Genomic DNA, 13,098 nt, shown 5'->3' on the forward strand with positions numbered 1-13,098 from the left:
TGGTTTGGAAAATAAAAGGAGGTTTACTTATGGATTGGGCAATAATTTTAGAGTACGCCTGGGTATTATTGGTGTTAATTGGACTTGAAGGAATTCTTGCAGCCGATAACGCAGTCGTAATGGCTGTAATGGTTAAACATCTTCCGAAGGAACAACAGAAAAAAGCTTTGTTTTATGGACTAATTGGTGCGTTCGTCTTTAGGATCGGTTCCCTGTTCCTGATTTCATTACTTGTAGATTTATGGCAAATACAAGCAATTGGAGCTGTATATTTGCTCTACATTATGATTAATTATTTAGTGAAACACTATTTCTTGAAATCTGAAGATGAAGCGGTCAAGGAAAAAAAGAAATCCGGTTTCTGGATGACTGTTCTAAAGGTCGAGGTAGCAGACTTGGCATTTGCAGTAGATTCCATGCTTGCAGCTGTTGCTTTAGCTGTAACTCTACCGGCGGTAGGGTCGTTTAATATCGGCGGTATCAATGGTGGGCAATTTATTGTTATGTTCCTTGGAGGATTTATTGGATTAGTTATTATGAGGTTTGCTGCAACACAATTTGTTGTACTATTGAACAAGCGACCATCTCTGGAAACAGCTGCTTTTCTAATTGTCGGCTGGGTGGGGGTTAAGCTGGCTGTCATGACATTAGCACATCCAGGTGTTGGAATTCTTGACCATCATTTCCCAGAGTCTACAACTTGGAAAATCATATTCTGGGGTGTCTTAGTATCGATTGTGGTTATTGGATACCTCGTATCAGGTAAAGATTTGAAAGCTAAAAATCAAATTGACCAGGAAATGTAAAATTACAAAGATATAAATTAATAGATTAAGTGAAGACCCGGGATGCATGATTATGTGCGTTCCGGTTTTTTTATTTTTGCAACCACTTGGATAAAATTTGGTTATAACCCCTATATACGGAAATTTGTGTACGTATGATATAGCATAATAAATAAACCGACCAAGCATTATTTATAACAAATGAAGAGTGAAAACATCCCACAAAGACCATACATTGCAACATATGGTATAATTTGTGCAGGGATGAGGTGAACATAATGCTTGGTATGCTTTTTCCGATTCTGAGAAAAAAGCAGGATTTAACAGAAACCGTACTCTTAATACAAGAAGGGGATCTGGAATTAAGAAATAATTTGCTTGAAAAATACAAACCCTTTATTAAAAAATCTGTTTCATCTGTATGCCGGCGTTATATCCGAGAAACAGATGATGAATTTAGTATTGGTCTAATTGCTTTTAACGATGCAATAGATAAGTTTTCACCTGATAAAGGAAATGGCTTATTGCCATTTGCAGATACGGTAATCCGAAGAAGAGTTATAGATTATATAAGGTCACAATCAAAAAAAATGAATGAACTGTCTTTTGAAATCCAACATGTTTCAGAAGATGAATACATACAAAGTCCATTAGATATAGAAAAATCAATTGAAAACCATCAGAGACAATTAAACTCCGAAAATTTAAAGGATGAGATTATTCGATATACTGAATTATTAAAAATCTTTCATATAACCTTTGACCAATTAGTCAAACATACACCAAAGCATGTGGATGCAAGGAATAATGCCATAAAAATCGCTAAAACAATAGCAGATGAGCCTTTGATGCTTCAATATGTCATAGACAAGAAAAAACTGCCTATCAAAATGATGGAAGAAAAAGTTGAGGTTTCAAGAAAGACAATTGAACGCAACCGCATTTATATAATAGCTATGGTTTTGATTTTAACGGGAGATTATTTGTTCTTAAAGGATTACTTGAAGGGGGTTCTTTCAAATTGAAGTGTGGAATCATTATGCAAATATCATCAACGGAAATTACTGTATTGACCCCTGAAGGCGATTTCATTAAATTGAATAAAGAACGCAAAGACTATCAAATCGGTGAAGAAGTCAGGATTGATGTTACAAACTCAAAACCAATATTCAGCAAGAAGAATGGATGGAAATTAAAAATACTGGTTCCAGCATTAGCAGCAGCTGTTTTTTTAATAGTTTGTTTCTTTCCTGCGCTTTTAACTAATTCAAAGGTATCAGCTTATGTCAGTATGGATGTTAAATCAAGTATCGAACTTGGTATAACAGACGAACTAAAAGTGGTTGAAGTAAAGGGAATTAACGAAGAAGGGAAAGAAATTATAGCAAGACTTAAGGAATGGAAGGGCAGAGATATGGACGATGTTATCAGTGAAATGGTTACTTTAAATCGCAGTGCCGGGCATCTTAAAACCAATTCCAATATCTTGTTCTCCACCGTAATGATTGAAAAGGATAATCGAAATTTTGAATATTCCTTACAGAAAAAATTAACTGATACTCAGGATATCCCGCAAATTGATAATTCCGTGAACATTGAAATGAAAAAGGCCTCTGTTAAAGATAGACAGGAAGCAACAGATAAAGGGATTTCTACGGGTACATACCTAGAGCAAACCAATAAGAAAACCAAGAATCAGCCTTCAACTGGAGTAAAGAAAAATGATAAAATTAAAGTAACAGAAGAAAAAAGCAATCATAAAAGCTCAAGTGTGGAAAAAGTTGAAATAAAACAGCAAACCAGTAACAGTAGTGACCGAACCCAAATTCCGAATAAGTCTGCAGTCATTCAGGAAAATAAGCAAGAATCTGTTGAAGTGCTTAAAAAGGCGGGCACCGTTACAAAAGATGCTAAAGCTATACATACTACAGAAGAGAAGGCTGTAAAACAACAACATAAGGATAACAATTCAAAGCAGAGGCCACCCTCTAAAGACCAGCCTATAAACAAAGAGGTAAGAAAAGATATCATCCAGAAAGAAAGGAAAACCAATCAAAATAAAAGAGATACTGACCGAAACAAACAACAAGTAGATAAGCGAAATAAACCAAATAAGCAACCTTATAAAAGTCGGAAACAAGATCAGGTGGACAAGCGAGATGCGAGGAAGCAAGAGCAGATGGACAAGCGAGATGTACGGAAACCGCAGCATCAAAGAGGGAAGCAAGATGAACGTAATCAGAATCAGAAAAGAAAAGGAATGTATCAATAAATTCAGTCATTTACATAACTAATTAGAAAATGTCCGGTATTTTACCGGACATTTTCTTTGCCATATAAGGTTATTTAGTTTTTCCACTCATTTGCGCTTGTGCATGTTTAACGAGCTGTTTGGTTATTTCTCCTCCTACTGATCCGTTCGCTCGTGAGACCGTATCTGACCCTAACGTAACGCCGAATTCAGCGGCTATTTCATATTTATATTGATCAAGCATTTGCTGTACACCTGGTACCAATAATTTATTACTGCTGGACATTTCATTCACCTCACTACATATACTGTGGATTTTTGATTCCTCCACACCATTAATATGGATGAAAAACATGATCTAATGCAGTTTAAAGGTTGGAGGAATAGGCATGGTTTCCCTTTTGATAAAGTATGAAATATTGCATGAAATAGATTCCTGAACAAATACTAACCGCATAAAGGAGTGTGTAAAATGAAACGTAAGGCAGAAATGAATGCGGTTAATAAACTGAGTAAAACCCCTAAAAAAAATCTACAGGAAACTGAGTTTTCTGCGGAATTTACACATGGTGAGAACCCAATGAAGGGCGCTAACCGTAATTCTAAGCGTGGTAAACAGGGAGAATAAAAAAATAGAGACTCGACGTTAGTCGAGCTCTATTTCTTATGAAAATACTGCTGAAGGTACATAAAACAGCTTGGACCCACCATGCTTTGGGTGGAAGTATGCAATCAACAAGGTCGGAGCTGTTATTATTTCGCCAGTTTCTAAATAATGATTCATATCAATAGATAGTTCATCAATCAGAACATGCTTGTACAGTTCTTTTTCGTTTAAATTCAGTGCCTTAAATTTCTCACCAACCAGATGAGGATTAGCCAAAACGGCCTGATAGATTGGAGATTTCTCATTTTTTGTCATGGAATATTCCCACCATGGTTTACGTGGTTTAAAGGTAAGTTGTGATAAATAATCCACTTTTAGTAAGGCAATCAGTGTTTTAAGGCTATCGGGATTCGTTACACCGATAAATTCGACGAGGCGCTTAAATAGATCCTCAGGCTGATGTCCAATGCGTGACCATTTTTTTTCTTCCCAATAACTTCCGAATTCTTGGAAGAAATCAAAAGGGGAGCTATAAACAGTGCCTACTATATACTCCATTCCAAGATCCATTCGGTGATCATTCCAATACTTTTCCAGTACATCCTCAACCTGCTTAATTTTAATAATATCGGAAAACGGCATTACATTATTGCTGACAATTTCGTATGGGGCTTGATCCATATATTGATAATCCCATTGTTTAGCCTGAGTTCTCAAGCCTGTGCCGCGAAGCATTTTTAAGAAGCCCAATTGAAGTTCCTCTGGCCGCATTTCAAACACATCATCAAATGTTTTTCGGAAGGAGCTATAATTTTCTTCGGGAAGTCCTGCAATAAGATCAAGATGCTGATCCACTTTCCCGCCATCCTTAATCATGGTGACTGTACGCTTTAATTTATCGAAGTTCTGTTTTCTTTTGACTAGTTCATTAGTATAATCATTGGTTGATTGGACTCCTATCTCGAAGCGAAATAGGCCGGGAGGAGCTTCTTTGTTTAAGTATTCAATTACTTCAGGCTTCATAATATCTGCTGTAATCTCAAATTGAAAAACGCAACCTGGTTCATGCTCTTTAATTAAAAATTCAAATATGTCGAGAGCATAGCTACGACTGATATTAAAAGTACGGTCCATAAATTTAATTGTTTTTGCTCCATTTTTCATCAAGAAACGGATATCTTCTTTAATATCTTCTCTATTAAAGAAACGTACGCCGGTTTCGATGGATGAGAGACAGAATTGACAGTTAAAAGGACAACCGCGGCTTGTTTCAATATACGTGATTCTCTTCGACAAGTTAGGGATATCTTCTTCAAATCTAAATGGTGATGGAATAGACTTTAAATCTACCTTTGGAGCGGCAGGTGTCAGGATAGGTTTTTCACCTTCAAGATACGCAATTCCCTGAACAGTGTGAAAGTCTTTATTGCCATCTATTTCAGCTATAAGATTTTTAAATGTGGCTTCTCCTTCACCTATTATGATGAAATCAGCGCCTGGGATATCTTTGAGCCAGAAAAATGGATCGTATGTTACCTCTGGACCTCCAAGAACAATATAGATGTCCGGATTGATTTTTTTGAGTATGGTAATGACTTTTTTAATTTCTTCCATATTCCATATATAACAGCTAAAGCCGATTACATCTGGCTTTTGGTTATACAAATCTGTAACGATGTTCATAACCGGATCTTTAATGGTGTATTCAATAATTTCTACATTGTACTCGGGTGCTGCATACGCTTTTAAATAACGAAGGGCTAAATTGGTATGAATATATTTGGCATTTAAAGTAGTTCCAATAATTCTCATGTATTTGTCATACTTCCTTTCACCGTTTGCTAACAATTCATATTATCATATTTGAGTATGGGTTTACAGTATTGGCGATATTTTACATGGGTTCTAAGATGGTACGGTTTAATTTTCAGTAGTTAAAAATGAGAGATGACCAAGGGAATAATGGAGTGTATGGGTAAAAGGTTTTGGGAAATATAGCGGTACAAAAAAGTCCTTCGGAATATTCATTATTCCGAAGGACTGCGATTCATGGATTTAGATAAATCATATTTTTGTTTATAAAAATGTAATAAGCCTTTTAATTTATAGAACATCATTTTAGTATGACGGGTGTTAAACTCAATCATTGGCTGTGTAATTGACTTGACTAATGTACTCGACAGGATGATTGTAATAATCAATGAAATTGCTGCTAATAGTATATAGTGTTCTGCAGTAGTGAAATATTCATTTAAACTTGTAAATCTAAAGGTCCGGACAAAAAAGCCATGCAATAAATATACATAAAGGGTTTGAGTGCCCCATCTAGTAAAGAAATAGCTACCCCTAGGTACAAGGGCCATAAAGCTGACGATCATAAGAGAATTAACGATGAAAAATCCAAGGCGCTTAAACATAGAAAGGAACGATACTGTCTCAATTTCCGAATAAGGCTTTGAACCGAGCAGCCACTGGGAGTCTATTTCCGGGAAAAATGAAAACCATATAAAAATTACACCAAAGGATGCCAAAGCGTAAAATTTACTTTTCACTGTTGTTATTTTTTGAAAATGTTCCTTCTGACTGTGATAACCAATCAGGAAAAATGGAAAGAAGACAAATGTTCGGGATAAACTCAGATAAGTAGAGATTGTATCAATATATCCCACAAGTAAAGCAAGCGCTATTGCTAATCCAATCCCTACTAAAGGTTTGAATTTTGTAAAGACGAAAAGCATTAAATTCCAAAAGAATAGACTTAACAGAAACCATAAGGACCAATTGGGTTCCAATGCTTCGAACTTAAGTGTTGATTTATCAAATAGGTAATAATAATAAATCGTATAGATAACCTGAAAAAGTAAATAGGGAAGAATCAGTTTAGTACTTAGCTTTTTTATATAGCCTTTTTTGTTAAAGCCTTTTGCAAAAAAGCCTGATAACAGTATAAAAGCAGGCATATGGAAGGTATAGATTGTAGTGTATAAAGCATAAATCGTTTCATTTTGATCAATATATGTTCGTAAAATATGACCAAAGACAACAAAAAACATTAATATGACTTTTGCGTTGTCAAAATAACTTTCCCTCTGTCTCATAGCTGCCTCCTATTATTCCCGGAAAAATTCTTTCTATTATTCCCCTTTATAATGGTAATCAAACAATTGAGAGATGAATTAGTAAAACCATCCATTTGAACCATTATTAACAATGTGATAATCGTGTATTTCCGTACTATAATCTATGTATCTGTACTATAAGAATATAGATATCTGTTATATATAGTTTAAATGCAGAATAGCTATTGGTTTCAATATATAAATAATTCCAATTAAAACTGTATACATCAGTATTTAAATAATATTTAAAGATAAACTAAACAAACTTTTTCGTTATGAAATAGGGAGGGAAAATAATGACAATTCTTCCGAAAAAGAATGAGCAAGGTTTTTATGAAATTCGCCTAGAGTCAATCGGAGGACTAGGGGCAAATCTAGCCGGAAAAATGCTGGCTGAATCAGGTGTTCTGGGGCATGGTTTAAATGGATCCAATTTTTCCTCCTATGGTTCGGAAAAAAAGGGATCTCCTGTAAAGAGCTTTGTTCGTTTCTGCGATGCCGAAACTGAAATACGTGATCATAGTCCAATTGAAGAGCCTCATGTTATTGGTGTTTTTCATGAAGCACTTTATAAAATGGTTGATGTGGTGAGTGGTTTACGTCCGGATGGTATCGTTCTTGTTAATTCAACTCGTCAGTTCGATGAAATAAAAAATGACTTAAATCTTCAGTATGGAACGCTTGCAATCGTCGATGCACTTGGTATTGCAGTAGAAGAAAAAACAAAAGTGAACACAGCTATGCTTGGAGCTTTGTTCCGTATATGTGATTTCCTCAATCCCGAGTCCATGAAAGACGTAATTAGAAAAACATTCGAAAAGAAATATCCACATTTAGTTGAGCCAAATATCCGTACGTTTGAACGTGGCTATCATGAAGTGACGTTTAAACATTTTGAGGTACCTCAAGATGCAGAGGGCAAAAGTTTTAAAAGAGCATTACCTTTATTGGGATACGAAACCCAAGTTATTGGCGGCACGATCATTGCTCAGGGTAACAGTATACTTAAAGACTTGTCCGGTTCCAGACAGGGTTTTTTACCTGAATGGGATGCTGAAAAATGTATACATTGTGCTGCCTGTGATACAGCTTGTCCGGATTTTTGTTTTGTCTGGGAAGAGGGAGAAGATAAGCGTGGACGCAAGCAAATGTTTTTAACAGGGATTGATTATCAATACTGTAAAGGCTGCTTGAAATGTATTGAAGCGTGTCCGACTAGCGCCCTTCGGGAAATGCGGGAAATCTTAGGTTTTGCTGAGGAAAATACAGTGAAACAACGTAATCCTTATGTAGCAGGAGGGATGAAATAATGGCGATATCAGAAGTAGAACTAACTGAATTGGTAAAGGATACAATGGCTGAACAAGTGACTACCTTTGAATCAGGTAATGAAATGGCCGCAATGGCTGCAGCACAAATCAATTATCACTTAATGGGGTATTTTCCAATTACCCCATCAACTGAAATAGCTCAGTATTTAGATATTATGAAATCCAGAGGAGAACATGATATTCAATTAATTGCGGCTGATGGAGAACATGGTTCGGCAGGTATTTGTTATGGTGCTGCCGTGACAGGAGCCAGGGTTTTTAATGCCACAAGCGCAAATGGACTTATGTATATGCTAGAGCAGCTACCTGTTCAATCAGGTACAAGATTTCCAATGGTTATGAATCTTGTTACTAGATCAATCAGTGGTCCGCTCGACATTCGGGGCGACCATTCTGATTTATATTTTGCCTTAAATACAGGTTGGATCATTTTGACAGCCAGAACACCTCAAGCTGTTTACGATATGAATATAATGGCGTTGAAAATCTCGGAGCATTCCGATGTACGTTTACCTGTTATAGTCGCTTATGATGGATTCTTTACATCCCATCAAAAGAGAAAAGTAAACTACTTTAAAGATAGAGAGATTGTGCAAAAATTTATTGGTGAAATGCCAACTCATTTTCCGCACGTAGATATTCACAACCCGGTAACGATTGGTGCACATATGAATGGGGATGATTTGATCAATAATCACTATCAGCAGTCTGAAGCGATGTATAAAGCCGGAGAGGTTTTTACTCAGGTAGCTTGTGAATATGCTGAACTGTCAGGTCGCCAATATGGAGTATTGGATCTATATAAGATGGAGGACGCGGAAGTTGCCTTATTCCTGTTAAATTCAGCTGCCGAGACAGCTAAAGATACGGTCGATGATTTAAGAAAACAAGGAATTAAAGCTGGCGTGATCAGTCCTAACATAATTCGTCCGTTCCCGGCAGAAGAAATCAGAAAGGCTCTGAAGAATGTTAAAGTACTGTTGGTTGGCGAGAGAGCAGATTCCTATGGTGCCAATGGTCCCAACCTTACACATGAAGTGAAATCTGCCTTACAGGAAGATCAGGATAATCATACTGCTGTGTTAAGCCGTGTGTTTGGTTTAGGAGGAAAGGATTTTTATCCGGAGGATGCAAGGGCATTTTTTGATATGGCATTGCAAACATTAAATAATGGCCAAATTGAAAAAGTATTTGATTATTACGGTGTCAATCCGGGATTGCCTGAAGCCCAACCACAGCCACTTTTAAAGCCGAATAACGAAGATTTATATAAGACAGGGCTTATTCAGGTAACTCCTGATGAGGAGAGTGGAAAATTAAAGGTACGTATACCTCCTTTACGCTCATTAATGAGCAAACCAAAACGTTTGGCTTCCGGTCATGGAGCATGTCCAGGATGCGGAATTTTTCCAGCATTGGAGCTGTTCTTTAAAGGAATCGAGGGGGATGTTGTTGTTCTGTTCCAAACAGGCTGTGCCTATGTGGTAACAACGGCATATCCATATAGCTCTCACAAACAAACGATGATTCACAACTTATTCCAAAACGGGCCGGCAACTTTATCAGGTACACTTGAAGCATTTTTGGAGAAAAAACGCCGTGGTGAAATCTCTATCAGTGATGATGCGACCTTCGTTATGATCACCGGTGATGGTGGCATGGATATAGGGATGGGTTCAGCTATTGGAACTGCACTGCGCAATCACAAACTCATTATGCTTGAGTATGATAATGAGGGATATATGAATACAGGCTCGCAAATGTCCTACTCTACTCCGCTTGGTCATATGACAAGTACAACAGGTGTAGGAAGAGCACAAAAAGGAAAAGCTTTTCATCATAAGGATACAGCTCAAATCATGGCTGCCACTGGAATACCATATGTATTTACAGGATCGGAAGCTTTCCCGCAGGATTTAATTAAGAAAGCGGTGAAGGCACAATGGTATGCGCAGAATGTAGGTACCGTTTATGGCAAAATATTAATCACCTGTCCTTTGAATTGGAAGGCAGAGGAACGTTATGGTGCTAAGATTATGGAAGCGGCAGTAAACTCATGTTTCTTCCCTCTATACGAAGTTGAGAATGGTGAAACTACCATTACTTATAATCCGGAAACGAGGAAAAAACGTATTCAACTATCTGAATGGTTAACATATATGGGGAAAACAAAGCATCTGCTGCAGGAAGAAAATGCAGGTATGCTTGAGGAATTTGAACAAGAAGTGGATAGAAGATGGAACCGATTGCTGGCTAAGCATGAAAATCCATCTCTTTAATAGTATTTTAAAAGCCTGAAGAGATTCTATAAGATATCTCTTCAGGTTTTTTTATATTTTAATCTATACCATAAGGAGGTATTTAGTCTGATTCTGATTGTTTAAAAAGGTTTTTCCATAATTTTGTAGAATAAGTATCTTATTATGTCACAGGTATTAGGAGGATCCCCTTGGCTGATATGGATTTGAATGATAAGGAAGTAAAGATTATAGAAAAAAATACGGCCTTGAAAACTGATTACGAGACATGGGAGCATTTTTTAAACTCATTTACAAAAGCAATTATTGTTACTGATTTGGAAATGGAAATCATATCTCAGAATGAACAGGCAATCAAGTTATACCATCAGTTAGGGCGAGAGGGTAAACCAGGAAATCTTCGGGACTTTTATATCTCTGTTTCAAAAGAGGTGGTTGATGATCAACTCAGAAACGTGAAACAGCATGGTTTTTCAAATTATATATATTCAGTAAGGAATTCTGATGACACCTGCTCAGTTGAGCTTGAACTTAATGGACTTTTGGATTCATATTCAAAAAAAATTATTTATGTGTTAATCCCATTAAAAACAGAGAGTACAAGGGATCATGTAAAAAAGGATAATTTATATGTAGATATTATTAATGATTTAAAGTGCTATATTGTTATCCATACTAAAGAAGGAATCATCGTGGATGGTAATAAAGCCTTTTGTGGGTTGGTCAAAATTGAGAGATCGAAAATTCTAGGCAAAAGTATTTATCAATTTATTACTGCCGCCGATAAAGATAAATTTGATACTGTTATCAAGCATCTATCATCCGGAAATTCCCGTTTTAATTTATTTCAGCTTTGTCTTGATTCAAAAGAGATTACATATCAATATACTACACAATTTAATTTTTACAGTGGTTTGTACTATACAATTATTTACGATTGTTTTGAAGAATCAGAGCAAAATCACTATTTAATAGAAGGAATTCAAAATGTCTTTTGTCAATCCGTGGATGGAATAATCATGCTGGACTCTAAAGGAATCATCGTACAGGCTAATGAGCAAGCCTGCATATTGTTTGAGAAAACGCAGGTGGAATTAATTAATACGAATATAGAGAAAATTACGGGCGAAAAGATAAATACGCTTTTTATCTTGGAAGAACAAGAGAGTTATGAGCTTATTTTCAGTTCATCGAGTGGGAAAAAGAAGATTATAGAATTAACAAAAAGTCAGATTAGCAGTAGTCCTTATACTCTTTTAATTTGTAAAGATATTAGTGAAAAGTGGGTGATGGAGCAGGAACTTCTTATCTCGGAAAATAAATTCAAGAAAATTTTTGACGGTACCTTTGATGGAATTATGATTTGGGGAGCAGACGGGGAAATATATGATATTAATGAACCTGGTGCTGCAATTATAGGGGCTTCTATTGATCATATCCAAAACAAAAACTTCCATGAAATATTCGAACTGACTGAACATCAGATGAAACATTTACAAAGGCATATTTCCTTGATCAATAAAAATAAGCATCATCATTTTGTGTGTGAGCTTACTTGCAGGGATGGGCAAAATAAACAGCTGGATTTTTCCTCCAGACTGGATGTTATACCGGGTAAGAATCTAACCATTTTTAGAGATGTAACAGATAAGATTCGAATGGAGGAACAATTAAAAAAATCAGATACGTTGAATGTTGTGGGTGAGCTGGCAGCTGGTATTGCTCATGAAATCAGGAATCCTATGACAGCTTTGAAAGGTTTTATTCAATTACTGGAAGGCAGCTTGAATGGCGAATTTTCAACCTATTTCCAGGTTATTTCTTCAGAATTACAAAGAATCGAGACAATCATTACAGATTTTTTAATTCTTGCAAAACCACAGGCAGTTTCCTATCAAATTAAACAGGTAAATAACACAATCGAAAATACGTTGGATCTGCTAAGTGCGCAGGCATCTATGCATAATATTCAATTCCACACACATTTTTCTAAAATACCACCCATCCATTGTGAGAGTAACCAACTTAAACAAGTTTTTATAAATTTAATCAAAAACGCTATAGAGGCTATGCCTACAGGAGGGTTTATTGATATCACAACAGAATTATTTTTTGATAGCCATGTATTAATATCGATACAGGATTATGGAACCGGAATCCCTGAGACTGTTCTTGATAAATTGGGAGAACCATTCTATACAACAAAAGAAAAAGGGACGGGTCTAGGTTTGATGGTTACCTACAAAATCATTGAAGAGCACGCCGGTTGGATTGAAGTTGCCAGTGAAGAAGAGAAAGGAACCCTGTTTCAAATCTATCTGCCTATTAATCATGAGTTCACTTGAGAGAAAAAATTAGAATAGGATGGTAAAATGGAAACTCTTCTGATTTATAAGGGTTTCTTATTTTTGTTTGCTGGAAGTGTTAGACAGATTCTTTAATAAGAAGATGAAATAATTATTATTTTTTGTCTTTTTTTGCGATTGTATTTACATTATTTTAAAATTCTGACATAATACCACTTAATGTTATTTTTTTTAGTGAATAAGAAGGAGGAGCTTTTCTTGCAGAATCAAAAAGATTGGCTGGAAACTGCCATAAGAAATAAAAGAGAACAAATGATTAGCCATGCCAAGAACAATGGCCTTCTGGATGAAGGTACATTAAATCTGAGTCGGCAGCTTGACCAGTTAATTCTTGAACATATTAGGATGAAATACTCAATAACTAATTATTAAATAAACAAG

11 protein-coding genes are annotated in these 13,098 nt (G+C 36.1%); 8 read left to right on the forward strand and 3 right to left on the reverse strand.

Translation table 11 applies throughout. From position 1 onward, the window contains the following. Window positions 1–29 precede the first annotated feature (29 nt). From AC4G3O_RS08245 to AC4G3O_RS08255, 3 genes are all read left to right on the forward strand, one after another. On the forward strand, window positions 30–806 hold the full coding sequence (locus AC4G3O_RS08245) for a TerC family protein (protein WP_066100981.1): 777 nt from the start codon (window positions 30–32) through the stop codon (window positions 804–806). Window positions 807–1,054: 248 nt separating this feature from the next. Continuing rightward, window positions 1,055–1,810 (forward strand): RNA polymerase sigma factor SigI, encoded by a 756-nt coding sequence (gene sigI / locus AC4G3O_RS08250; RefSeq protein WP_490551862.1) that lies wholly within the window; start codon window positions 1,055–1,057, stop codon window positions 1,808–1,810. Next, on the forward strand, window positions 1,807–3,057 hold the full coding sequence (locus AC4G3O_RS08255; protein ID WP_491136057.1) for an anti-sigma factor domain-containing protein: 1,251 nt from the start codon (window positions 1,807–1,809) through the stop codon (window positions 3,055–3,057). The genes sigI and AC4G3O_RS08255 overlap by 4 nt, the downstream gene beginning before the upstream one ends. 70 nt (window positions 3,058–3,127) lie before the next feature. Here AC4G3O_RS08255 and AC4G3O_RS08260 read toward each other — a convergent pair whose 3' ends face one another. After that, complete coding sequence (locus tag AC4G3O_RS08260; RefSeq protein ID WP_066100972.1) at window positions 3,128–3,322, reverse strand: alpha/beta-type small acid-soluble spore protein; 195 nt, start codon at window positions 3,320–3,322, stop codon at window positions 3,128–3,130. A 186-nt stretch (window positions 3,323–3,508) separates the two neighbouring features. Here AC4G3O_RS08260 and ykzP point away from each other — a divergent pair, with 186 nt between their 5' ends. Further along, on the forward strand, window positions 3,509–3,664 hold the full coding sequence (gene ykzP / locus AC4G3O_RS08265) for a protein YkzP (protein ID WP_175354219.1): 156 nt from the start codon (window positions 3,509–3,511) through the stop codon (window positions 3,662–3,664). 36 nt (window positions 3,665–3,700) lie between these two features. Here the strand turns inward: ykzP and AC4G3O_RS08270 are convergent, their stop codons facing one another. Together AC4G3O_RS08270 and AC4G3O_RS08275 are read right to left on the reverse strand one after the other, a co-directional pair. Then, window positions 3,701–5,455, reverse strand: coding sequence for a B12-binding domain-containing radical SAM protein (locus tag AC4G3O_RS08270; protein WP_491136058.1), 1,755 nt, complete (start codon window positions 5,453–5,455; stop codon window positions 3,701–3,703). A gap of 215 nt (window positions 5,456–5,670) precedes the next feature. Next, window positions 5,671–6,741, reverse strand: coding sequence for an acyltransferase family protein (locus AC4G3O_RS08275; protein WP_139891322.1), 1,071 nt, complete (start codon window positions 6,739–6,741; stop codon window positions 5,671–5,673). Between the two features lie 317 nt (window positions 6,742–7,058). On the opposite strand from AC4G3O_RS08275, the gene AC4G3O_RS08280 reads away from it, so the two are divergent. The 4 genes from AC4G3O_RS08280 (at window position 7,059) to AC4G3O_RS08295 (ending at window position 13,089) form a co-directional block, all read left to right on the forward strand. Beyond that, on the forward strand, window positions 7,059–8,072 hold the full coding sequence (locus AC4G3O_RS08280) for a 2-oxoacid:acceptor oxidoreductase family protein (protein WP_066100961.1): 1,014 nt from the start codon (window positions 7,059–7,061) through the stop codon (window positions 8,070–8,072). Next, complete coding sequence (locus AC4G3O_RS08285; RefSeq protein ID WP_066100958.1) at window positions 8,072–10,372, forward strand: thiamine pyrophosphate-dependent enzyme; 2,301 nt, start codon at window positions 8,072–8,074, stop codon at window positions 10,370–10,372. Before AC4G3O_RS08280 ends, AC4G3O_RS08285 begins: the two co-directional genes overlap by 1 nt. Before the next feature lie 179 nt (window positions 10,373–10,551). After that, a complete protein-coding gene (locus tag AC4G3O_RS08290) occupies window positions 10,552–12,696 on the forward strand; it encodes a PAS domain S-box protein (RefSeq protein ID WP_225983712.1) in 2,145 nt (714 codons plus the stop codon). A 219-nt stretch (window positions 12,697–12,915) separates the two neighbouring features. After that, on the forward strand, window positions 12,916–13,089 hold the full coding sequence (locus AC4G3O_RS08295; RefSeq protein WP_077247946.1) for an aspartyl-phosphate phosphatase Spo0E family protein: 174 nt from the start codon (window positions 12,916–12,918) through the stop codon (window positions 13,087–13,089). Window positions 13,090–13,098 lie beyond the last annotated feature (9 nt).

Source organism: Bacillus sp. z14 (2026), from assembly GCF_058313575.1.

Excerpts from the sequence above, each read along its gene's own strand:
- AC4G3O_RS08245 (WP_066100981.1), top strand. The coding sequence starts at position 30 with ATGGATTGGGCAATAATTTTAGAGTACGCCTGGGTATTATTGGTGTTA.
- AC4G3O_RS08270 (WP_491136058.1), bottom strand. The coding sequence starts at position 5,455 with ATGAGAATTATTGGAACTACTTTAAATGCCAAATATATTCATACCAAT.
- AC4G3O_RS08280 (WP_066100961.1), top strand. The coding sequence starts at position 7,059 with ATGACAATTCTTCCGAAAAAGAATGAGCAAGGTTTTTATGAAATTCGC.
- ykzP (WP_175354219.1), top strand. The coding sequence starts at position 3,509 with ATGAAACGTAAGGCAGAAATGAATGCGGTTAATAAACTGAGTAAAACC.
- AC4G3O_RS08285 (WP_066100958.1), top strand. The coding sequence starts at position 8,072 with ATGGCGATATCAGAAGTAGAACTAACTGAATTGGTAAAGGATACAATG.
- AC4G3O_RS08275 (WP_139891322.1), bottom strand. The coding sequence starts at position 6,741 with ATGAGACAGAGGGAAAGTTATTTTGACAACGCAAAAGTCATATTAATG.
- AC4G3O_RS08260 (WP_066100972.1), bottom strand. The coding sequence starts at position 3,322 with ATGTCCAGCAGTAATAAATTATTGGTACCAGGTGTACAGCAAATGCTT.
- AC4G3O_RS08290 (WP_225983712.1), top strand. The coding sequence starts at position 10,552 with ATGGATTTGAATGATAAGGAAGTAAAGATTATAGAAAAAAATACGGCC.